This window comes from Nocardia aurea (assembly GCF_003123685.1).
GTDB lineage: Bacteria > Actinomycetota > Actinomycetes > Mycobacteriales > Mycobacteriaceae > Nocardia > Nocardia aurea.
Genome location: NZ_QCYJ01000021.1, coordinates 479737 through 505253, shown reverse-complemented (window position 1 = coordinate 505253; position 25517 = coordinate 479737). Strand labels below are relative to the sequence as shown.

Below are 25517 nucleotides of genomic sequence, written 5' to 3'. Positions count from 1 at the left end.
GCGACCCGGCTTCTCGTCGCCGGGCGCTACTCCCGTGATGTCGCGGACATCGCCGCCTCCTCGACGCCCGTCATGAACCGCTCCAGGATCGGGCCGACGACGGCCAGCGCGGCCGGGTGGGTCAGTTCGAGGTGGCGCGCGTCCACCACCGTGTTATGGACCTCGCCGGTGGCGTAGGGCCGCCACGTCCTGGCGATCGCGTCGTGGTCGCCGCGGTCCCGGCCCGCTGTGAATACGACCATGTCGCCGTCGAAGACCTCGGGACGGTAATCGCGCGCGATGTCGCTCGCCGTCTCGAAACTGGTCATCAACCGATCCACTTGGTCGGCGGTGAACATCCCGGTGGCGACGATCTGATCGCGGATGACGCCCCACGCCTGCTCGTGGGTCTGTGCCGACACCGCGTCACCGAGGTCGAACAGTTCCCGCCAGCCGCCGAGCAGGTCCGCCATCAGCTCGCCCGGCGCGTGGCCGTTGGTGGCGACGATGGCGGGGTCGGGCTGCCCGTCGGCCCAGCCGACGACACTGTCGAGCACGGCCAGGGTGCCGACCTGGTCGCCCTCGCGCTGCAGCCGCACCGCCATGGCATGGGCGATCTCACCGCCGAGCGACCAGCCGAGCAGGTGATACGGCCCGTTCGGCTGCGCCCGGCGAATCTCGGCCACATACCGCTCGGCGAGCGCGTCCACCGAATCCGCGCACGGTTCGCCCGCGACGACGTGCGGATCCTGCAACCCGAACACCGGCCGGTCCCGGTCCAGGTGTTCGACCACGCCGCCGTAGAACCAGGCGAGGCCGCCCGCGGGGTGGACACCGAAGATGGCGGGCTTGGACCCGCCTGCGCGCAGCGGAAGCAGCACCTGGAGGCCGGAACCGCCCTCCGCCTCGTCCGCCCTGCGCGCCAGTGCCTCCGGCGTGGCGTCGTCGAACATCCACGGCAGCGAGATCGTCACGCCGCGCGAGCGCAATTCGATCACCACGCTCGTCGCGAGCAGCGAATTACCGCCCAGATCGAAGAATCCGTTCGTCGCCCCGACCCGCGCGACACCGAGCACCTTCTCGTAGACCTCGCAGAGCACCTTCTCGGTCCGGGTACGCGGAGCGACGAATTCGATGACCGACTCGCCGAAATCGGGTCCGGGCAATGCCTTGCGATCGAGTTTGCCGTTGATCGTCAGCGGCAGTTCGGGCAGCACCATCACCACCGACGGCACCATGTAACTCGTCAGCACCCGCGCCGCCGTCGCGCGGATCTCGCCGGGATCGATGTCGTGCCCGTCCACCACCGCGTAACCGATCAACTGATCCACGCCGAGTTCGTGACGATGCACCGCGGCCGCGGCCTGGGTCACGGCGGGATGGCGCAGCAGCGCCGATTCCACCTCACCCAATTCGATACGGAAGCCGCGCAACTGCACCTGCGCGTCCGCGCGCCCCGCGTAGGACAACTCCAGTCCGTCCGCCGCACGTCGCCAACGCGCGGTGTCGCCGGAACGGTACAGCCGGGAGCCCGCGGGCCCGAACGGATTCGCCACGAAACGGCTCGCACTCAACGAGCGGGCGCCGAGGTAGCCGCGGGAGAGTTGGTCACCCGCGATGTACATCTCCCCCACGACCCCGATCGGGGTGGGACGGAGCCGATCGTCGAGCACGTAGGCGCGCAGGCCCGGCAGGGGCGTGCCGATTCCCGCGTTGTCCGCCGCCGGACCGTCCGCCGCCGAATAATCCACCGCGGCCGAGTTCGCGCCGCCGAGTTCGGAATAGGTGACGTGCACGGTGGTCTCGGTGATTCCGTACATATTCACCACGCGCGGCGCGTCCGGCTCGTGCGCGGCGAACCATTCGGTGAGCCTCGACGTGTCGAGCGCCTCGCCACCGAGCACCACGTACCGCAGCGCGAGTTCTCCCGCCGCGCTGCCGGATTCCCGGTAGCGACGCTCGGCGTCGGCGAAACCGTAGAACGCCGACGGCGTCTGGCTCAGCACCGTCACCCGCTCCCGCACCAGTATCCGGACCAGCGCGTCCGGCGCCCGCGAGGTGTCGTGGTCGACGACCACCACGCGGCCGCCGGAGACCAGCGGCCCCCACATCTCCCAGACCGCGAAATCGAAGGCGTACGAATGGAACATCGTCCACACGTCGTCGCGACCGAGATCGAATCGCTCGGCGGCCCTGGTGAACAGGGTGACCGCCTGGCGGTGGCTCACCACGACCCCCTTCGGCCTGCCCGTCGATCCCGAGGTGTAGATGACGTAGGCGACATTGTCCGGTCCGGCCTCGGGCGCGGCGGCGCGCCGTGTCCGCGGTCCGACCTCCACGCAGTCCTCGACCAACACCACCGGAGCCGAGTATTCCGGCACGTCCGACGCCGTCGCCGCGGCGGTGAGCACCACCACGGGCGCGGCGTCGTCGAGGACGAACCGCACCCGCTCGCGCGGGTAGGCGAGATCGAGCGGCAGATATCCCGCTCCCGCCTTGATCACGCCGAGCAGTCCGACGACCAGATCCACCGAGCGCGACAGCGCCACGGCCACCAGCGTTTCCGGTCCCGCGCCGCATTCGGTCAACCGCGCGGCCACGGCCTCGGCACGACGATCCAGCTCCGCGTAGGTCAGCCGCGCGACGCCGTCGCTCACCGCGACCGCATCCGGGTGCGCGCCGACGCTGTCCGAGAACAGCCGCGCCAGAGTCACTTCCGGCACCGCGATGCCGTCGGTGCCCGCCGCACCGAGGATCTCGAGCTGTTGCGCGGTGTCGACCAGGCCTATATCACCGACGACGACGGTCGGATCCTCGGTCACGGTCTCCAGGATCCGGACGAACGCGTCGACGAAGCGATGCATCGTCTCCTCGACGAACAGATCACTGGCGTAGGTCAGACGGCCCGACATCCCCGCCCGGGCGCCGTTGTCGTCGTAGCGATCGACCAGTTTGACGTTCAGATCCGCCTGGGCCTGTTCGTATCCGTGCTCGATCGGCTCGATGACCAGGTCGGGCAGCGTCAGCGCGGCGGCGCGCAGATTCTGCACGTCCAAGGTCACCTGGTACACCGGCAGGTGCGCCGTCGACCGAGGCGGATTGAGCATCTCCACCACCTGGTCGAAAGTCACGTCCGCATGGGCGAACGCGGCCAGGTCGGCATCGCGCGTCGCGGCGAGCAACTCCGCGAACGGCTGCCGCGACGCGACCCGCGACCGCAGCACGACGGTGTTCACGAACATACCGACGAGATCGTCGAGTTCGCGTTCACCGCGGCCGGAAACCGGTGTGCCGACGGCGATGTCGTCGACACCGGCGAGCCGCGACAGCAGGACGGTGAGCGCGGCGTGCAGCACCATGAACACCGTCGCGTTCGCCTGCCGCGCGATTCCGTCGATCCGCGACCACAGCGCCGAGGAGATCTCGAAGTCGACCGCTTCACCGCGCATGGAGGCGATCGCCGGACGGGGCAGGTCGGTCGGCAGCTCGAGCAGTTCGGGCAGGCCGGCGAGCGTGTCCCGCCAATACCGCAGTTGGTCGGAGATCACCGAATCGGGATCGTTCTCGTCGCCGAGCATTTCCCGACGCCACATCGAGTAGTCCGCGTACTGCACCGCGAGTTCGGGCCACAGGGGTTCGGTGCCGTGCGTGCTCGCCACATAGGCCGCGGCCACATCCCGGGCGAGCGGCATCATCGACTGCCCGTCCGCGCAGATGTGGTGCACGGTGATCGCCAGGACGTGATCGGTCGCGCTCAGGGTGAACAGATCCAGCCGGACCGGGGGCGCCTGGGTCACATCGAAACTCACCGAGACCGCGGCCGCGGCCCGTGCCATCAATTGCGTTTCGTCCACGACGACCGGGTCGAGCACGTGCGTGATCTCCGCCGCGTCGACGATCACCTGGTGCGGGGTTCCCCCCGTCATCGGGTACCTGGTGCGCAGCGATTCGTGCCGCGCGACGACCATGTCGCACGCGCGCCGCATCGCGTCAATATCGAGTTCGCCTCGCAGCCGAACCAGCAGCGGCACGTTGTAGGCCGCCACCGAGGTGTCGAACTGGTTGAAGAACCACATGCGTTGCTGCGCGGGGGAAAGCGGAATCAGATCCGGGCGCGCACGCCTGGTCAGTGGCGCCCGCTCGACCCGGTCGAGGGTGGCCAGGCGCGTGGCGAGCACGCCGACCGACGGCGCTTCGAACAGGTCGCGCACGCCCACGCGCGTCCCGAGGGCCGCACCCAGCCGAGCGGCCGCCCGCGTCGCCGACAGCGAATTGCCGCCGAGTTCGAAGAAGCCGTCGAGCACGCCGACCCTCTCGACGCCGAGCACGTCCTCGAACACCTGGGCCACCACGCATTCGACATCGGTGCGCGGAGCGACCCACTCGCGGCGATCCACGAAATCCGGTGCGGGCAGCGATCGGCGATCGAGTTTGCCGGTGTTGGTCAGCGGAAGCGCCGCCAGGACGACGAAGACCTCGGGAACCATGTGTCCGGGCAGTCGCGTCCGCGCGGCGGCCGCCACCTCGGCGGTATCGGTGTCGGCGTCGGCCACGAGATAGGCGGCCAACCGGTCGACACCGCGGTCGTCCGCACGGAGCACGACCACGGCCTGACGCACCGCGGGGTGGTCGAGCAGGGTCGCTTCGATCTCACCGGGCTCCACCCGCTGACCGCGTACCTTCACCTGGAAGTCGCCGCGCCCGACGAATTCCAGTACTCCGCCGTCACACCACCGGACGACGTCACCGGTGCGGTACATCCGCTCGCCGTGGCCGAACGGCGCCGCGACGAACGCGGCCGCCGTCGCCCCGCCGCGGCCCGCGTACCCGCGTGCCGTACCCGGCCCCGAGACGTACAACTCGCCGACCACGCCCTCGGGAACCGGACGCAACCACCGATCCAGGACCACACAGCGCATGCCGCGAACGGGACCACCGATCACGACGCGGTCCGCCGGGGACAGTCGATCCGAGATCATCGCCATGATCGTGGTCTCGGTCGGCCCGTATCCGTTGAACAGCGACCGACCGACACCCCATGCCGCCACCAGTTCGGCCGTCACCGCCTCGCCGCCGGCGACGAGCACCCGAAGGCAGTCCAGCCCCTCCGGCGACATCGTCGCCAGCACGCTGGGCGTCACGAAGGCGTGTGACACCCGCTCGCGGGCGATCAGTTCGGCCAGTTCGACACCCGCGAACACCTGCGGGGGCGCGACCACGAGCGCCGCGCCACACGCGTGCGCCATCAACAGTTCCAGCACCACCGCGTCGAAACCGGGAGCGGCGACGGCGAGAACCCGCGCGGAACTGTCGATGCCGTACCGATCACGCTGTTCGACAGCGAAATTCGCCAAACCCTCGTGTGTCACCATCACCCCCTTCGGCACACCGGTCGATCCGGAGGTGAACAGCACGTACGCCACGTCGGAGACCCGGCAGGGTCGCACCCGGTCGGCATCGGACACCGGAGCGGGTGAGTACCTGTCCAATTCCGATTCCAGGGCCGGATCGTCCAGCACCACCACCCGAACGTCCTGTGGCACCGCACTCGCGTCCACCGACGCCGACAGCACCGTGCGCACGTCCGCGTCCCGCAGCATCCCCGCGACGCGATCCATCGGATACCGGGGATCGACGAGGACGAAACCCGCGCCCGCCTTCGCGACCGCCCACATGCCGGTGACCAGTTCCACGCCGCGGCCCATCACGAGGCCGACCACGTCGCCGGGTCCGACACCCTCCGAGATCAACAAACGCGACAGTCGTGACGACCATCCGTCCAACTCGTCGAACGACACCGTCCGCGACTCCGACACGATCGCGGGAGCCTGCGGATCACCCGCGCGCAACACATCGCCGAGCACGCGCGGCGCCACACCGTCGGCGCCCGACGCGGGAACCGATGCGCGGCGCTCGTCGGCCGACAGCAGGTCGACCTCGCGGAGCAGTGCCGAGGGATCGGTGGTGACGGCGCGCAATACGGTTTCCAGACGCGCGGCGAGACCCGCGGCCGTGCCGTCATCGACGGACGCGCGCTGATAGCGGACCCGCAGGTGCAGTTCTTCGAGCAGATGCGCCTGCACGGTGATCGGGTAGTGCGCGGCGTCGGTTCCCGTCGCGCCGACCACCCGTATGCCGTCGATATCGACCTCGCCCAGCCCGCTGCTGTCGACCGGGTACGACTCGAAAACGACGAGGGTGTCGAACAGCGCCGCCGCGCCGGTGGCCGACATGATTCGCGAGAGTTCGACGTAGTGGTGATCGAGCAGACGGGTGTTGTCGGCCTGCAGGTCCGCCAGCGACTGCTCGATCGTCCGGTCGCGACGAACCCGCACCGCCACCGGCACCGTATTGATGAACAGACCGATCATGGATTCCACGCCGGGCAGCTCGGCGGGACGCCCGGATACGGTGCTGCCGAACACCACTCGCTCCACGCCGAGCAGGTTCCCGAGGACGACCGCCCACGCGAACTGCACCATCGTCGCCATCGTCACCGAGCGGGAACGGGCGAATTCCTCCAGTTCCGCGGTGACGCGGCGATCGAGGACGACCTCGAGATCGACGGGGACATCCGCCGTCGTCCCGATCGCCGAATCCGACACCAGCGTCGGCTCGTCGACATCGCGCAACATCTCGCGCCACACGTCGAGGCTTTCCGACAGGTCGCGACCGTCGAGCCAGGCCAGGTAGTCGCGGTAGCTCGCCGGGGCGGGGAGCAGTTCGTGCCGAGCGTCGACCGCGTACAGCCCGATCAACTCTCGCCACAGCAGCGGCAACGACCAACCGTCGAGCAGGAGATGGTGTGCTGTCAGCACCAGACGGAAGTCACGCGGTCCGGCGGTGACCGTCAGCAACCGCAGCAACGGCGGCCGCGCGGGATCGAACGCGCGGGTGCGCTCGGTCTCGACCAGCGCCCGCACCGCCGCCTCGTCCCCGCTCGCGTCCGCCTTGGCGCAGCAGATCGCGATGTCGGCGGGAACGATCTGCGCGGCGACGCCCTGCGTCGTCCGGGTGAAGGCCGCCCGCAGATTCGGATAGCGCCCGAGCAAGGCGGACACCGCGCGCTCGAGCCGGTCCTGATCGAGCGCGCCCTCCAGCGTGAGCACCGACTGCGCCGTGTACACGTCGAGCCCGCCCACGGCGAGGTCGGCGTGGAACAGCAGGCCCGCCTGGAGCGGGGCGGGTGACCACACGTCGGCGAGCGGACCGTACCTGTCCGCGAAGATGTCGAGATCGGATTGAGCGAGTTCGATGAGCGGGACGTCGGCCGGAGACAGACCCCAATCGCGGTCCAGTTCCGATTCGGCGGCGATCGCGGTCAGCGCGGCGACCCACTCGTCGGCGAGTGCCACCACGTCGTCGTGCTCGAACAGACGCGAGGCGTAACCGACGTAGGCGGACAGTCGCGGACCCGATTCGGTCTCCTCGACGTGGACGTCGATCGTGACGGCCGCCGCGGCGGGCATGTCCTGGTCGAACGCCGCCCTGCGGTCGAATTCCTCGTCCGCGGGACTCCAGGCGTATTCGGACAGGGTCGTCACGTCGACGCCGACCCGACCGAGATTGTTGAAACTGATCTGCGGCTCGGCCGCCGCCGCGAGCCTGCCCGCGGTGTCCGGATTCAGGTACCGCAACAGGCCGTACCCGATCCCCTTGTCCGGGATCGCGCGCAACTGCTCCTTCACCGATTTCACCGTCGCGCGGATATCGGTTCCGGTGTCGCCCACTTCCAGCGCGACGGGGTAGGCGTTGGTGAACCAGCCGACGGTGCGCGACAGGTCGGCGCCTTCGGCGATCCGCTCCTCACGTCCGTGGCCCTCCACGAGCACCTTGAGGCCGGTGTGCGTGACGCCGCGCCGAGCGCGCCAGCGTGCCACGGCGACCGCCAGTCCGGCGAGCAACGCGTCGTCGACACTGCCGTGGACGGCTTCCGGCACCGCGTGCAACAGGGCCGAGGTCACCGTCGTCGGCACGGATATCGTCACCTGGCGGACCGTGGACTGGATATCGAGTGCCGGGTCGAACGCGGCCGAACCCAGCTGCGGATCGACGGCGCCGCTCGTGCGCTCCCACAGGTCGATCTCGCCCGCTCGCGCGGTGGCGGCCTCGACGAGAGCGTGCGCCCAGCGGCGCATGGATGTGCCCTGCGCGGGCAGCGAGATGCCCTGGCCGAGCGTGTGCTGCTGCCACGCGGTCATGAAGTCCGGCACCAGGATTCGCCACGAGACGCCGTCCACGGCCAAGTGGTGGATGACGATCAGGGCGCGGCCGTCGGAATCGACACCCGGTTCGGGCAGCAGGCAGACGACCTGCGCCATCCGTCCCGCCGCCGGATCCAGACGTCCGGCCGCCTCGGCGGCCGCGGTCTCGAGTACGGCGGTGAAGGCATCCCCACCGGGAGCCTGCGCCTCGCCGAACGTCCGGACCAGCACCGAGCCCGCGGCATCGGCGGCGGGCAGGACCTCGAGACGCCCGTCGCGCAGTCTGGCCCGCAACATGTCGTGCTGGTCGAGCACCGCTTGTACGACGGCCGTCACGTCTTCGACGCGGGCCGCACCGGGCAGCCGGACCAGGACCGATTGCGCGAACCGGTCCGCGGTACCGAGTCGTTCGAGGTACCAGGACACGATCGGTGTCGCCGGAATCTCGCCGATACCGCCGCCCGGCAACTCCTCGAGCGCGCGACGCTCAGCGGCGCCCGCCACCCGCGCCAGCTCCCGCACCGTCTTGCGCTCGAAGATATCCCTGGCCGTCACGAGCACACCGGCCGACTTCAACCGCGACGCCAGCTGGATCACCATGATGGAATCGCCGCCGTGCGCGAAGAACGACGTGGTCGCGCCCACCGCGGAGATGCCGAGCACCTCGGCGAACGCGGCGGCCACGGTGTGTTCCAGTTCGCCCGACAGCGCGACGAGATCGGTGACGGCACTGTCGAAATCGGGTTCGGGCAAGGCCTTGCGATCCACCTTGCCGGTCGAGGCGAGCGGCATCGTGTCCAGCACCGTGATCACGGCGGGCACCATATGCGCGGGCAGCACGGTCGACACCCGGGCGCGCAGGTCGACCGGGTCGACGGTGCTTCCGGTCTCCGCCACCACGTAGGCCGCGAGCGCGGGCTGACCGCCCGGCCCGCCGCGGACCACCGTCACCGCGGCGGACACCGTCGGATAGGCGATCAGCGCGGCGTCGATCTCACCCAGTTCGATGCGCTGACCCCTGATCTTGATCTGGAAGTCGACGCGTCCGATGTATTCCAGGGCTCCGCCGCGCGTCCAACGCACGATGTCGCCGGTCCGATACATGCGAGAACCCGAGTCGCCGAACGGATTCGCGACGAAGGCACCGGCGGTCGGCGCGGACCGGTTCAGGTACCCGCGCGCCAGCTGCGGGCCCGCCAGGTACAACTCACCCGCGACGCCGACCGGCACCGGACGCAACCCCGCGTCCAGAACGACCGCCGCCGCACCGCGGATCGGACCGCCGATGGTGATGGAGTCGGTGGGCAACATCGGGTCACTGATGGTGATGACGATCGTCGTCTCGGTCGGCCCGTAGATATTGTGCAGTCGCCGCCCCGCCGCCCACGGCGCGATGGCGTCGACACCGACCTTCTCGCCGCCGACCGCGAGCATCCGCACCGATGCGAGACCGGTCGCCGGAATCGTCGCGAGGACACCGGGGGTGAGGAAGGCGTGCGTCACCCCGTGTCGGCGGATCAGGTCGTCCAGTTCGGCGCCGCCGAAGATATCCGGCGGTGAGATCACCAGCGCCGCGGACGCCTGCGATGCCATCAGCGATTCGAGCAGTACCGCGTCGAACGCGGGCGCCGACACGTGCAGGACCCGGGAATCGCGCTCGACCCGGTAACGATCGCGCTGTTCGGCGGCGAAACCCGCGAGACCCTGGTGGGTGACGACGACGCCCTTGGGGGTGCCGGTCGACCCGGAGGTGTAGACCACGTACGCCGCGTCCTGGATCCGCGGCGCCCTGGTGCGCTCGGCGTCGGTGACGGCGGTCGCGCGGCATGCGGCGATCTCAGCGGCCGTGTCCGGATCGTCGAGGGCCACCCATCGGAAGCCGTCCGGCAACGCCGCCAGCGACGCGGTCAGCGTGAGACCGACGCGCGTGCCGGAATCCCGCACCATGTGGTCGATACGACGCGCCGGGTACCGCAGGTCCACCGGGACGAAGGCCGCACCGGTCTTCGCGATGGCCCACATGGCGATGTGATAGTCGACCGAGCGTGGGACGGCGAGCGCGACGAAATCGTCCGGCCCGAGTCCCATGGTCAGCAGGTGGCGGGCGAGCCGATTGGCCCTGTCCTCGACTTCGGCGTAGGTCAGTGTTTCGGTGACGCCGATGAGGGCGATCGCGTCGGGTGCCGCCGCGACCGAATCCGCGAGCAGATCGGGGTAGAGCCGCGCGGGTCCGACCGAACCACCGGACGCGGGCACGAGCCGTGCCGTTTCCTCGTCGCCGAGCAGCGACACCGCACCGACGAGACGCGTCGGATCGCCGATGAGGCCGTCGAGGACGCGAAGGAACCGGTCCGCGAAGGCGTGCGCGGTCGCGGCATCGAAAATATCCTCGGCGTAGACGATCTCGCCGCCGATCCCCGCGGCACGGTCACCCTCGAGACGTTCGGTGACCAGGACGGTGAGATCGGTCTTGGCCTGCGCGATGCCGGGATCGACAGGTTCCACCGCGATCTCGGGCAATTCGAAGCGCGACGCCGAGGCGTGCTGCCACCCCAACATCACCTGGAACAGCGGGGAGTACGCCGCCGATCGGGGCCGATCGAGGATTTCGACCAGTCGCTCGTAGGGCAGATCCGCGTGCGCGAGGGCTTCCAGATCGATATCGCGGATCTCCGACAGCAGTTGTGCGAAGGTCCGGTCCTCGCGGATCGGGGTACGCAGGACGACCGTGTTGACGAACATGCCGACCAGATCGTCGAGTTCACGCCGCCCACGCCCCGCGACCGGGGTGCCGATCGAGATGTCGGACGTGTGCGCCGTGCGCGCCAACAGGATCGCCAGCGCCGCGTGCAGGACGACGAAGACCGTCACGCCCTCGCGATGGGCCACCCGCACGATCTCGTCGTGCAGCCGTGCGGGAATGTCGAAGCGCACACTGCCGCCGACCATCGACATGGTGGCCGGGCGCGGCCGATCGGTCGGCAGATCGAGCAGTTCCGGCGCGTCGCGCAGGGTGCGGGACCAGTATTCGATCTGCTTGCTGAGCCGCGAGGCCGGATCGTCCTCCGCGCCGAGCGAATCCCGCTGCCACAGGGCGTAATCGGCGTACTGGACCGCCAACGGTTCCCAGCCCGGCGCACGGCCCGCCGTACGAGCCGCGTAGGCGGAGAACACATCACGGGCCAGCGGCGGCATCGACGCGCCGTCCGCCGCGATGTGATGGACCACCACGACCAGCACGTACTCCTGCTCGGAGGTCCGCAGGAGGCGGACGCGCAGCGGGACCGCCTGCGCGACATCGAATCCCGCCCGTACGGTCTCACCGATCCGGGCCGTCAGTTCGGCCTCGTCGGCGACCTCGAGCGGTGCGGGCACCAATTCGGCGCCGATACCCGAGAGTTCCCGCACCAGTTGGCACGGCTCACCGTCCACGACCGGGTAGACCGTCCGCAACGGTTCGTGTCGGCCGATGACGTCCAGGAAGGCCGCGCGGAACGCGTCGATATCCAGTCGCCCGGTCAGTCGTGCGGCGAAGCAGATGTTGTAGGCCGGTGAGGACGTATCGAGCTGGTTGAGCAGCCACATCCGCCGCTGGGCGTTCGCGAGCGGCACGACGGCCGGACGCGGTCGCGCGACCAGTGGCGCCTCCGTCGACGCCGACCGCGTCGCCAGCAGTTCGGTCAGTCCGGCGACGGTGGGGGCGTCGAAGATGTCACGGATACCCACATCGACGCCGAGTGCCGTCTGCGCGCGCGCCGCGAGCCGGGCGGCGGAGAGCGAATTGACGCCGATCTCGAACAGATTCGCGCGCACGCTCACCCGATCGGCGCCCGTGAGCTCGGCGACCGCCCCCGCCAGTACCTCTTCGTGGTCGGTACGCGGCGGCACGAATTCCTCGCGGTCGTCGAATACCGGTCGCGGCAGGGCGGACCGATCGAGCTTTCCGTTCGCGTTGAGCGGCATCGACTCCAGAACCTGCACACCGGCCGGAACGAGATAGCCGGGCAGCGAACGGGTGAGGCGGTCGCGGATCTCGCGGCCGTCGACGCGCGCCCCGGGAACCAGGGTGACGTACCCGACGATCCGCTCGGCGGTCACGATCGCCACCGCGCGGGCGACGTCGTCGATGGCGCGCATCGCGGCTTCGATATCGCCGGGTTCGACACGCTGACCGCGCACCTTCACCTGGAAATCGCTGCGGCCACGGTATTCCAGCGTGCCGGACTCGGTCCACCGCACGCGGTCACCCGTGCGGTACAGACGCTGTCCGGGCGCACCGAAGGAATTCGCCACGAACGCGCCCGCGGTGAGCGCGGGCCTGCCCTGGTACCCGCGCGCCAATTGCACACCGGCGACATACAATTCGCCGACGACGCCGACCGGCACCGGACGCAGCCCGGCATCGAGAACGTAGACGCGCATACCCGAGATCGGCGCACCGATCGGCACCATCGCACCGGTGCTCGAATCCCTCGACTCCCCCGCGTCCTCGGCGAGCCGCACCGACGTGACGACCTCCGCCTCGGCCGGGCCGTACCAGTTCACCGTGTCCGCGCGCGTGAACACCGCGGCCGCGTCGTCGGCGACGCGGCGCGAGAGCGCCTCACCCGAGACGAACACCCGGCGCATCGCCGCGAGCGCGGCGGCACCGACGAATTCGGTGAACACCTCGAGCATGGACGGCACGAAATGCGCCGTCGTTATCCGGTGGTCGGCGATCACCCGCGCCAGGTAGGCGGGGTCGCGGTGCCCGTCGGGCTCGGCCACGACGATCCGCGCACCGGTCCGCAAGGGCCAGAACAACTCCCAGACGGCGATATCGAACGTGATCGGGGTCTTGTGGAGTACGACATCGGAGGTGTCGTGCGGCCACCGGCGCTGGGCCCACTCCAGTTGGCTCGCGGTCGCGGCGTGGGTGAGGGCGACGCCCTTCGGGACTCCGGTGGAGCCGGAGGTGAACAACACGTAGGCGGTGTTGTCCGGCCGCAGCGGGGCCCGGCGCTCGCCGTCGGCGATCGGCGCGTCCGACAGCTCGCGCAGGTCGAGCCCGTCGACAGGGACGGTGTCGACACCTTCCGGCAGGTCGGTGCCGTCCACGGAGGTGGTCAGCACGATCAGTGGTTTCGCGGTGTCGAGCACGTGCGCGATCCTGGCGGCGGGATGGCCGGGATCGATCGGCAGGAACGCCGCGCCCGCCTTGATCACCGCGTACAACGCCGTCACGAGTTCGGCCGACCGGCCGATCGCCACCGCGACGACCCGCTCCGGCTCCGCGCCGCGCGCGATGAGCAGACGGGCCAGGCGATTCACCCGCGCGTCGAACTCCCGGTAGGTCCAGGTGATACCGCCGGGAACGCGCAGCGCCACGGCGTCGGGTGTCCGTGCCACCTGCGCGTCGAAGGCGTCCACCAGGGTCACGCCGGGAGCGCACGAGCCCCCGGTGTCGTTCCAACGCTCCAGAACCCGCGACCGCTCCTGCTCGTCGAGCAACGTCACCGCGCCGACCGCCGACTCGCTGTCGGTCGCCACGGCGTCGAGTATCCGGATCAGACGTTCGGTGAAGCGGCGCACCGTGTGTTCGTCGAAGAGGTCGGTGGAGTAGGTCGCCCGCACGGAGATGCCCGCGGGCTCGTTGTGCGGTCCGTGTTCCTCGGCCACCATCAACAGCAGGTCGTAGATCGCGGCGCTGTCGCCCGGATCGACGTTCTCCACGGTGAGTCCCGGCAGTTCGAGTCGGGCGCGCGCCATGTTCTGGTAGGCCAGCATCACCTGGAACAGCGGCGTGTGCGAGGTCGAGCGTGCGGGTTTCACCGCGTCGACCACCTGCTCGAAGGGCACCGAGGCGTGGTCGAACGCCTCGAGGGCGGCATGGCGAACCTGCTCGAGCACCTCGGTGAACGAATCGTCGAGATCGACCCGGGTTCGCATCACCAACGTGTTGACGAACATGCCGACCAGGTTGTCCAGCGACCGATCGCCTCGGCCCGCGTGCGGCACGCCGATCGTGATGTCGTCACTGCCCGACAACCGCGACAGCAGCACCGCGAGCGCGGTGTGGACGACCATGAACGTCGTCGATCCCGAGCGCCGCGCCAGCGCTTCGATCCGCCCCTGGAGATCGGCGGGGATCGTCGCGCGCAGTACCGCGCCGCGCTGGGTCCGCTCGATGGGCCGCGGTCGGTCCGACGGCAACTCGAGCAGATCGGGCACACCCGCGAGCCGGGACCGCCAGTAGGCGAGATCGCGCGCGACCGGCGATGCCGGGTCGTTCGCGGCACCGAGGACGTCGAGCTGCCACAGTGCGTAATCGGCGAATTGCACGGCGAGCGGAGCCCATTGCGGCGGTCTGCCGAGTGCGCGGGCCTGGTACGCGGTCATCACGTCGGTCGCGAGCGGCGCGACCGAGAAGCCGTCGCAGCTGATGTGATGCATCGCCATCGCGACGAACCATTCCCGGTCCGAGAGCCGGTACAGCACCGCGCGCAGCGGGACCTCGGCCGAGACCTCGAATCCGGCGGCCAAGAATTCTGCCAACCTGGCGGGCAGATCGTGCTCGTCGAGCACGATCGGCGTGAGGTCGTATCGCCCGACGACCTCCGCCGCGTCGAGGACGACCTGCGACGGTACGCCGTCGATCGCGGGGTAGACGGTGCGCAGGCTCTCGTGCCGTTCGACGACATCGCCGAACGCGGCGGCGAAGGCCGCCACATCGAGCTCGCCGGTGAGCCGGATCGCCAGCGGCACGACGTATCCGGCCGATTCCGGTTCGAACTGGTTGAGGAACCACATCCTGGTCTGCGCCTGTGACAGCGGCACCCGCGCCGGCCGCTTCCTGCGGGTGGGTGCGGGCAGGTTGGGCACCGAACGCAGGTGTGCGATCCGTTCGGCCAGACCGGCGACGGTCGGGGCCTCGAAGATCGCCCGAACCGGAATCGCGACGTCGACCATTTCGCCGATGCGGCTGAGCGCGCGGGTCGCGATCAGCGAATTGCCGCCGAGTTCGAAGAAGCTGTCCTCCGCGCCGACCTCGGGCCGGTCGAAGAGTTCGCCGAAGACCCGGGCGATACTCTGCTCGACCACACCCGACGGTGCCCGGTACTCGGAGGCGAAATGGCTCGGGTCCGGCGTCGGCAGCGCGCGGTAGTCGAGTTTGCCGTTCACCGTCAGCGGTACCGCGTCGATCCTGATGACGAGGGACGGCACCATGTAGGCCGGCAGCATCGACATCAGCTCGCCGCGAATCTTCTTGGCGTCGAACGACTCTCCCGCTACCGCGTAGGCGATCAGTCGTTGTTCGCCGCCCGCGGCGCGGACCAGTGCCACGGCCGCGTCGATACCGTCGACGGCGACGAGGGCGGCTTCGATATCACCGAGCTCGACCCGCAGACCGCGCACCTTGACCTGGGTGTCGGCGCGGCCGACGTAGTGCAGGACACCCGCGCCGTCCCGGCGGACCAGGTCGCCCGTGCGGTACATCCGGGCCGCGCCCCCGTCCGCGAACGGGTCGGCCACGAACGCCGCGGCCGTCACGCCGGGCCGTCCGTGATATCCGCGTGCCAACTGCGCGCCGCCGAGGTACAGCTCACCCGTCACCCCGACCGGAACCGGCCGCAGGCGCGAATCCATCACGTGCACGGTCACATTGGCTTCGGGAACGCCGATGGGCACGGCGGTGCCGTCGAGCGAGTCGATCCGGTGCGCGGTGACGCTGACCGCGGCCTCGGTCGGGCCGTACAGATTGTCGATGCGGGCGCCGCTGAGTTCGCGGAAACGGCGAACGGTCTCGACGGGAAGCGCCTCGCCGATGCAGAGCACCCGGCAGTTGTCGGGAACGGTGTCCGGGCCCGCGGTCTCCAGGAAGGCCGCGAGCAGCGACGGCACGAAATCGACCGTGGTGATGCGGTATTCGTTCATCAGCGCGACGACGGCGGTGGGGTCGGTGTGGGCGGCCGGACCGGCGACGACCAGAGCCGCGCCACAGGTCAACGCGGAGAACAGTTCCCAGACCGAGAGGTCGAAGGTGACCGGGGTGCGCAACACCATCACATCGTCGCCGCCGAGCCCGTAGTGATTCCGCAGCCAGCGCAACTGGTTCACCACCGCGCCGTGTGGCACCGCGACGCCCTTGGGGACGCCGGTCGAACCAGAGGTGTAGATGACGTAGGCGAGATCGAGCGGATGCGGCGGCAGGCCGAACTCGCTTCCGCCCGTCGCCGAGGCGGTCGCGTCGGCGACGGTGAGTTCCTCCAGCGTCCACGGCGCCACGTCGTCGGGCAGATGCACCGCATCGGCCGCGCGGACGATGATCCGGTCGGGCCGCGCGGCGGTGAGCACGGTCCTGATCCGCTCGACCGGGTGGTCCGGGTCGAGCGGCAGGTAGGCCGCGCCCGCACGGTGGATCGCGTAGAGCGTCCGCAGCAGATCCACGGACCGATGCATCGCCACCGCGATCACCGAACCCCGGCCGACACCGCGGCCGTTCAGCCGCCGAGCCAACGCGTCGACCTGCGCGCCGAATTCACGGTAGGTGAACCTTTCGCCGGTATCGGCGTCGATCACCGCCGTGGCGTCGGGGCGGGCGTCGACCTGCGCGGCGAACAGTTCGGCGATCGTCGACGGCGACTCGTCGGTGATCGGGCCGGTCGAGTGCGCGACCAGCGCGCCGGTCTCCTCGGCGGTCAGCAGGTCGATATCGCCGACCACCCGACCGGGTTCGGCGACGACGGCGTGCAGCAGCCGCGCGTACCTGTCGAACATCGAACGGATCGTGGCCTCGCCGAAAAGATCGGTGGCATAGCTGAATTCGACGGCCATTTCCGCCGGTTCACCGTTGGGCCCCATGCTGTCGACCAGGCTCAGGTGCAGATCGTATTTCGCCACGCTGGGATCGGCCATGTGGGCCGAGACCGTCATCCCCTCGAAACTCACGGTCGGGATCTCGATGTTCTGGAAGGAGAATCCCACCTGTGTCAGCGGAGCGTGGGATGTCGTGCGCGGCGGATTGAGCACCTCGACGAGACGTTCGAAGGGGATGTCGGCATTCTCGAACGCCGACAGATCCGCCTCGCGTACCCGGTTCATGATCCCGAGGAAGGTCGCGTCGGGTTCGATCCGGGTACGCAGCACGAGGGTGTTGACGAACATGCCGACCAGACCGTCGAGCCCCGGCTCGCCACGGCCCGCGATGGGGGTGCCGACGGCGATATCGCCGGTGCCGGAGAGTCGTGCCAACAGCGCGGCGAACGCCGCGTGCATCACCATGAAAACCGTCGCGTCGTGGCGACGTGCCAGCGCGACCACGGCGCGGTGCAGGTCGGCCGGCAGTGCCACCGTGACGGTGGCACCGCGGAACGACTGCGTGGCGGGCCGCGGACGATCGGTCGGCAGATCGAGTACCTCGGGCAGATCGGCGAGAGCCGACAGCCAGTAGGCGGTCTGCGAGGCGGTCGGGCTGTCGGGATCGTTGTCGGCGCCGAGCAGCTTTCGTTGCCACAGTGCGTAGTCCGCGTACTGCACGGGCAGCGGCGGCCACTGCGGCGCGGAGTTCCGGACCCGCGCGCGGTAGGCGGTCATCAGATCCGTCGCGAGCGGTGCGAGCGAGGAACCGTCGATGCTGATGTGGTGCACCACCATGACCAGCGTGTGCACCTCCGGCGCGCTGCGCAGCAACGTGATCCGGCAGGGCACCTCGGCGGTGACATCGAAACCGATCGTCGCCGCCGCGGCGATGGACGCCTCGAGTTCGCTGTCCGCGACGCCGACCGGCTCGAGATCCGGCAGCACCTCGTCGACGGCGAGGACGACCTGGTGCGGGCCGCTGTCGCTGTCCGGGTAGACGGTCCGCAGCGATTCGTGGCGATCGAGGATGTCGCCGATCGTGGCGCGCATCGCGGCGATATCGAGTTCGCCGGACATGCGGACGACGATCGGCACGTTGTAGACGGCCGAGGTGGGGTCGAACCGGTTGAAGAACCACATGCGCGCCTGTGCGGGCGACAGCGGAATCCGATCCGGTCGGTGCTGCGGCTCGAGTGGTTCACGGGCAGGGGCGGACGCGGTGCGCAGGTGACGCGCGAGATCCGCGACCGTCGGCGCCTCGAAGATCGCGCGCAACGCGACCTCGGCACCGAATTCGGCGCCCAGCCGAGCGGCGAACCTGGTGGCTGTCAACGAGTTGCCGCCGAGTTCGAAGAAGCTGTCCAGAATTCCGACGCGCTCGACGCCGAGTACCTCGGCGCAGATCCGCGCCACCATCCGCTCGGCGGCGTCGCGCGGCGCCACATATTCGGCCGCACCGGTGAAAACCGGTGCGGGCAGCGCGGCACGATCGATCTTGCCGACCGAGGTCAGCGGCATCTCGTCGAGTACGAGCACCGCGTCGGGCACCATGTGCGACGGCAGGCGGTCACCCGCATAGCCGAGCAGTTCCGCGGTGTCCACGGCGCCGTCGGCGGGCAGCACGTAGGCGGCGAGCCTGGTTCCGGCCTCGGTCGCGACGCCGACGACGATCGCGGTGGCGACGCCGGGGTGAGTGGCGAGCACAGCCTCGATCTCGCCGAGTTCTACCCGCTGGCCACGCACCTTCACCTGGAAATCGCCGCGCCCGATGAACTCGAGCACCCCACCGTCGACCCACCGCACCAGATCGCCGGTTCGGTACATCCGGGCCCCCGTGCCGAACGGCGCGGCGACGAACACGGCTGCGGTCGAACCGCCACGTCCGATGTACCCGCGCGCCAAACCCGGCCCCGAGACATACAACTCGCCCGTGGCGCCCGCCGGAACCGGCCGCAGCCGCCGGTCGAGGACCACGCAGTCGACACCGCGGACCGGCCCGCCGAGCACCACTCGCTGCCCCGGGCGCAGTTCGTCCGAGATCGCCACCATGATCGTGGTCTCGGTCGGGCCGTACCCGTTGAACAACGACCGGCCGGTTCCCCACACCTCGACCAGTTCCGCCGACACGGCCTCGCCGCCCGCGACCAGTACCCGCAGGCAATCCAACCTCTCGGGCGACATGGTCGCCAGCACGCTGGGCGTCAGGAAGGCGTGCGACACCCGCTCACCGGCGATCAATTCCGCCAGCTCCGCACCCGCGAAGACCTCGGGCGGCGCGACGACCAGCGCGGCGCCGCACGCGTGCGCCATCAGCAATTCCAGTACGACCGCGTCGAATCCGGGCGCCGCCACCGCGAGCACCCGTGACGATACGTCGACGCTGTACCGAACCGCCTGCTCCGCCGCGAAATTCGCCAGACCCTCGTGGGTCACCATCACGCCCTTGGGGACACCCGTGGACCCCGAAGTGAACAGCACATAGGCCACATCGGAAACCCGCGAAGGACGCACCCGATCCAGATCGGTCACCGGCTCGGGCGAGTAATCCGCGAGGTTCTCCCGCGCGTCCGGTCCGTCCAGCACCACGACCCGAACCCCGCCCGGCACGACCGCGCGGGATGCCGATACCGACAGCGCGATACCGACACCGGCGTCGGCCAGCATCCCGGCCACGCGCTCCACCGGATACCGGGGATCGACCAGGACGAAACCGGCACCCGATTTCGTCACCGCCCACATCCCCGCCACCAACTCCGCGGAACGGCCCATCACCAGGCCGACGACGTCGCCCGCACCGATGCCCTCCGACATCAGCAATCGCGCCAACCGCGACGACCACCCGTCCAATTCGCCGTAGGACACCGACCGCGAACCCGAGACCACCGCCACCGCGTCGGCGTCACGCACACACAGCATGTCGCTCAGCACGTGTGAACCCACACCCGCCACACCCGACGCGGGCACCAATGTCCGCCGCTCCCACGCGGACAGGACGTTCACCGCACCCACCGGCCGCCGCGGGTCGGCGACGAATTCCGCGAGGATACGAGTCCAGCGTTCGGCGAAGACCTCCATCGAATCCCGGTCGAACAGGTCGGTCGCGTAATTGATCCGCACCGCGACATCGCCACCGTCCGAGACGTTCTCGGCGACGGTGACGATCAGGTCGACCTTCGCGGGCTCCGCGTCACGGTCGAGCACCTCGACCGTGAGATCCGACAGTTCCACCTTCGCGCGACCCGTGTTCTCCAGCACGAGATACACCTGGCACAGCGGCGCGTAGGCCATCGACCGGCGCGGTTCGACGGCGTCGACGATCTGCTCGTACGGCAGATCGCCATGGGCGAACGCGTCGACGTCGTCGTTGCCGACCCGCGTCAGGAACGCGGCGAAACTCTCGTCGGAACGGATCTCGGTGCGCAGCGGAACGGTGTTGACGAACATGCCGACCAGCGGTTCGAGCGCGCGTTCACCGCGGCCCGCGACGGGCGTGCCGATGGTGATGTCCTGCTCCCCCGACAGCCGGGCGAGCAACACCGCCAGCGCGGCGTGCACGACGACGAAAGTGGTCACGTTCGACGCGCGCGCGAGCCGCTCGATCCCCGAGAAGGTCTCCGCGTCGATCGCGGCGGTGACGACCTCGCCGCGCAGCGACGGGCGCGCGGGCCTCGGACGGTCGGTGGGAATCTCCAGCAGCGGAGGCTTTCCGGCCAGTCGCCTGGTCCAGTAGTCGAGCTGGCGATAGGACAGCGAGGCCGGATCGTTCTCGTCGCCGAGCAGTTCGCGATGCCAGATGCTGTAGTCGGCGTAGTGCACATCGAGCGGACGCCACTCCGGCGCCTTGCCCTCCATCCTCGCCGCGTAGGCACCCGCCACATCGGCCGCGAGCGGACGCAACGACCATCCGTCGCAGCAGATGTGATGCAGGACGACGACGAGGACGTGCCCGGCACGGTCCGGTGTCGACAACAGGGTGATCCGGATCGGCGGATCGGTGCGCAGGTCGGTACCCGCGGAGACCAGTGTGCCGATGAGGGCTTTCATCTCGTCGGGATCGGCGGGGCCCACCATCGGCGTCAGCTCGGCGACCACGGCGTCGGCGGGCAGGATGACCTGTGCGCCTTGCCCGTTCACGACCGGATACACCGTGCGCAGAGTCTCGTGGCGTTCGATCACATCCGTCAGCGCCGCGCGCAACGCGGCGATATCGAGTGTGCCGGTCAACCGCAGGACCAGGGGAATGTTGTAGGCGCCCGAGGTCGGGTCGGCCTGGTTGAGCATCCATATCCGGTTCTGCGCGGGCGCGAGCGGGACGGGATCTACCCGGTGTACCGCGCGCAGCGGTGGCCGGGTCGTGCGCTCGGCCTCGCTCAGTCGCGTGGCCAGGCGGGCGACGGTCGGATGGCCGAAAAGATCGCGCACGGAGACCTCGCAGCCCATCACCTCCGCGATGCGCACGACCGCGCTGGTCGCGGTGATCGAGTTGCCGCCGAGGTCGAAGAAACTGTCTAGCACCCCGACGCGGTCGGCGCCGAGCACTTCGGCGAAGACGTCGGCGATCAGCCCCTCGGCGACGGTCCGTGGCTCGACATAGGGTGCGGCGGATTCGAAGACCGGCTCGGGCAGTGCGCGCAGATCGAGTTTTCCGTTGACGGTGAGCGGCAATTCGTCCAATGTCACGATCGCCACCGGGATCATGTATTCCGGCAGCACCGAACCGACGTGCGCGCGCAGGGTTTCCGCGTCGCATGTCGCGCCCGGTTCCGGCACGACATATCCGACGAGTCCGGCGGCCTCGGTATCGGGATGGCGGACGATGACCGCGGCCGAGGCGACACTGTCGTGCCCGGTCAGCGCGTTGCGGATCTCGTCGAGTTCGATCCGGAACCCGCGCAGCTGCACCTGCTGATCACCGCGACCCCGGTACTCGAGCTCACCGAGGTTGTTCCAGCGCACGATATCCCCGGAGCGGTAGAGCCGACCGCCGGGTTCCCCGAACGGGTCGGCGACGAACCGGCTCGCGCTCAACGACGGGCGGTTCAGGTAGCCGCGGGCGAGTTGTTCGCCCGCGACATAGATTTCACCCCACGCCCCCAGCGGCACCGGCTGCAACCGCTGGTCGAGCACGTAGGTGCGCAAGCCCGGCAGCGCGGGACCGATCGCGCTCGGCGCGCCCGCGACGGCGATATTCGACGACAAACCGAGATAGGTCACGAAGACCGTGGTCTCGGTGATCCCGTAACTGTTGACCAGCACCGGAAGGGCCGGGTTCCGGTCGTACCAGTTCGCGAGCAGCGCCGGTTGCAGCGCCTCACCGCTGAGCAGGACCAGCCGCAGCGACAGCGGACCGTCCGGCTCGCCCGCGTCCGCGTACCGCTGTCGCGCGGCCGCGAATTGGTAGAACGCCGAGGGGGTCTGGCTGAAAACCGTCACCCCTTCCCGCGCGACCAGGCGTACGACATCCTCCGGTGACCGGGTGGTCCGACTGTCCACGACCACGACACGTCCACCCGTGACGAGTGGTCCGAAGATCTCCCAGATCGAATAGTCGAAGGCATAGGAATGGAAGAAGGTCCAGACGTCCTGGGCCCGGATTCCGGCCTCGGCGCAGGAATTCACCAGGTATGTGGAAACGCTGCGGTGGGTGATCGCGACACCCTTGGGACGTCCGGTCGAGCCGGAGGTGTAGATGACATAGGCGAGCTGATCCGAGCGCAGCGGCGCGATCCGATCGGTATCGATGATCGGGCGAGCGACGAAATCACCGTCGGCGCGACCCGTCCCGTCGAAGAGCACGACCCTGGCCGGATCGCCCGGCACCCGGTCCCGGACATCACCGCTGGTCACCGTGAGGATCGGATCGGCGTCGGCCAGAATGTATTCGAGCCGGTCGGCCGGATGCGCGAGATCCAGCGGCAGATATCCCGCACCGGTTTTCAGCACACCGAGGGTGGCGGCGACGACCTCGACCCCGCGCGGCATCGCGATGGCGACGAGTGATTCCGGGCCTGCGCCGCGCGCGATGAGTCTGCGGGCGAACCGGTTCGACCGTTCGTCCAGCTCGCGATAGGTCAGGGAGATGTCGCCCGAGGTGACGGCGATCGCCTCGGGCGTCGCGGCCGCCTGCCGTGCCAGCAGCTCGACCAGCGTCGCCGACGGCCTCGCGCCGTCGCGGCCCGCGAGATCGCCCACGATACGGCCCCGCTCGGCGGTGTCGAGCAGATCGATGGCGGCGATGGGGGTGTCGCGCGGCGATTCCAGCAGCCTGCGCAGGAATTCGATGAATCGGGCGGCGTGGGTCTCGAGTTCTTCCTGCCCGTACAGGTTTCCGTTGCCGTGCAGTTCGATCAGCAGGGGCGCGTCGGCGCCCGAGCGATACATGTTCAGTTGCAGGTCGTCGAGCGTGCCCGAGGTGAGCGCGCGGTATCGGCCCAGTGCCGATCCCATCCGGATCTCGGAGTCGAAGAACAGGATGTTGACGATCGGACCGAACGAGTTCGCCGAGGCGTCGAGCGCGTCCGATTCGCGGCGCAGATCCTCGAAGCGGTACAGCTGGTGCCGCATTGCCGCGACCAGTTCGGACACCGAGGCGCGCACGATGTCCTCGACCGTGGTGCTCGCGCCGACGGCGAAGCGGATCGGCACCATGTTCGCCAGCATCGCGGCGGCGTTGCGCAGGCGTTTGGTGACCCGCCCCGAGACCGGCATCGAGAGCACGACATCGTCGGTGCCCGTCATCCTGGCGAGGAACGCGGCGAAAGCGGCGATCACGACCTGCGCTTCGGAGGCGTGCAGATCCTCGGCGAAGCGATCGAGCGCGTCGGACAGGTGCGACGGGAGTTCCTGACCGGCGACGCGGTCGTCCTTGGCCCAGCGCGCGGTGCGACCCGACAGGCTGGCCGGTTTCGGCAGGCCGGACACCTTGTCGAGCCAATATGCCCTGTCCGCTTCGAATCTGGGACTTTCGCGATAGGCGCGCTCGGCCTCGGCGACGTCGTGCAGTGTCGCCGCCACCAGCGGCGCGGGCGCTCGGCCTTCGAGTAGGGCGTTGTAGTGCTCGGCGCAGCGGGTCAACGAATTGAACGCGCCGTATCCGTCCACGACGAGATGGTGAGCGCGCGCGTACCAGAAGTACCGATCCGGTCCGACCCGGATGAGTCGCGTGACGGCGAGTTGATCGCGGCTCAGATCCAGCGCCTTGGTGCTGTAGTCGGCGCTCATCCACTCCAGCGCCGCCGCGACAGGATCGGCGTCGCCGCTGAAATCGAGTACCGGCTCGTCGTACTCCATGGTGTGGTCGACGAATTGATAAGGGCGACCGTCCGACTCGATGACGCGCACCAGGAGCGATTCCATCTCGTGGCCGGCGTCGTTCACGGCGCGTGCGAACGCGTCGAGGTCGATCGGGCCCTCGATCTCCAGGTAGTGCGCGATATTGACCGGGGGGCCGCCGGGCAGAGTATCGGCCAGCCACATGCCGTACTGCGCCCTCGACAGTGGAATGAGATCCACGATCGTGCCACCGGAAACGTCGGACTTCTGATTCATTCGTGTGACCCCTTAATCATATTCGGAGGCACAGAAGCACAGCGCGATACCCGTGCGTTCCGCATCCGAATTTCCCCGAGTACGCGAGTTCATCCGTTTGACGCGGCGCCACCCCTGCTCTCGAAGCGCCGATCTCGAACCGCGTATAACCTGTACGCCCGCAATTGGACGCCTGATCGCGTCCTGATCGGCCTAGCTACAGCGACTCCCCACCTCCATTGCCCAAATATTGCCGACATCCCTGTTTGAAACGCGCAATTTTTACGTGCATGAAGCGTTCGAGCTCGTGAAGCACCGGAGAACCGGCCGGATTCCGTCAGTGTAGACGCACCCTACGACACGGTTGCGACGGGAATACCGTTCACACCGTGTTCGTTTCGAGTGGTCGAGGCGTTACAGCAGCGCATCGCCGGGATGCCGTTCGTCTCGCCGACACCATACCCGCAGCGCAGAACGGCTTTTGTCATCACCCGATACCTCCGAGCGCACGGAGGGGTTTGACCATAGTTTGCTGTACTGCTCGAGTGAGCGGGGAGAACAGTTCAGACCAACCGGTTGCTTTTACTCGATTGGGAAGTATCTATTCGGAGCGAAAAGGTGTTTGGATCGGAAGAAATCAGCCGTTGATTCGACACCCTGTTTCACGCATCTGTGAGTAGAAAGATTTTCACAAATGGTCGAGAGTGCCCTCTCCGCACGGACCGGACAAATCCGGCCGCGCATCCCCTGTCGAATCCGCCGGACCGCCGTTCGCTGAACGCCGGTCCCGCGCACAATCCATTGTGGACCGCCCGGAAAATGCCCGATGCCCACCGAGCGACGGTGCGGAGTCCGCTCGGTGGGCATCTCCATCGGACGGGCCGGGGGCGGGAGCGGTCGGGGAACCGACAGCCGTCCGGGGCCGTGCCGATGGGCGATGCGTCACGCCGTCGGGATCGCGGAGAGTGG

General features: G+C 69.0%; 1 protein-coding gene. It reads right to left on the bottom strand.

Annotation, left to right across the window (positions count from 1 at the left end):
• Positions 1–26 precede the first annotated feature (26 nt).
• The gene (locus DAT37_RS09825) at positions 27–24569 is read right to left on the bottom strand and encodes a non-ribosomal peptide synthetase (RefSeq protein ID WP_109524369.1); all 24543 of its coding nucleotides are present in this window, start codon (positions 24567–24569) and stop codon (positions 27–29) included.
• Positions 24570–25517 lie beyond the last annotated feature (948 nt).